This is a genomic window from Pseudogemmobacter sp. TB195 (assembly GCF_058313095.1).
This window is the reverse complement of sequence record NZ_JBZEGG010000149.1, coordinates 1-607: the sequence shown is the minus strand read 5'-3', so window position 1 is coordinate 607 and position 607 is coordinate 1. Positions and strand designations below refer to the sequence as shown.

Sequence of the window (607 nt, the reverse complement as noted above, 5' to 3'; positions counted from 1 at the left end):
AGGGTCATGGGTTCTTCCTGGTTGTTCCGGCTGCCGGATCAGAGGCCGAGTTCTTCCATGATCTGGCGTTTCAGCTTGTACTTCTCGATCTTGCTGGTCGGCGTCAGCGGCAGGGCGTCGATGAAGCGCACATGGGCGGGCTGCATGTATTTCGGCATCATCGCCCGGGCGTGCTCGCGCAGCTCCGCCTCGTCCATGATCTCGCCCTCGACCAGCTCGATGAACACGGCGATGTCCTCCTCCGAGCCCTCGCGCGCCGGCACCGGCACGGCGGCGGCGGCGCGCACCTTGTCGTGGCGGGCCAGCAGCGCCTCCACCTCGTAGGACGAGACGTTCTCGCCGCGCACGCGGAAGAAGCCGCCCATGCGGTCGACGAAACTGTAGACGCCAGGCATCTCCGGCAGTTCGCGGCAGGCGTCGCCGGTGTGGAACCAGCAGGTGCGCAGCACCCTGGCCGTGGCTTCCGGCTTGCCGAAATATTCCAGCAGCAGCAGACCCGGATAACGCGGGCGGAACGCCAGCTGGCCGACTTCGCCAGGCGGCAGGCGGTTGTCGTCCTCATCAAGGATGGCGACTTCGTAGACCTGGTTGGGCGCGCCCATGAAGC

At 66.4% G+C, this 607-nt stretch carries 1 protein-coding gene; it reads right to left on the bottom strand.

Annotated elements, in window-relative coordinates; translation table 11 throughout:
* Positions 1 to 38 precede the first annotated feature (38 nt).
* Positions 39 to 607, bottom strand: a 569-nt coding sequence (locus tag AC4FS3_RS29090; RefSeq protein WP_491023432.1) for an AMP-binding enzyme, incomplete at its 5' end; no start/stop codon positions are given.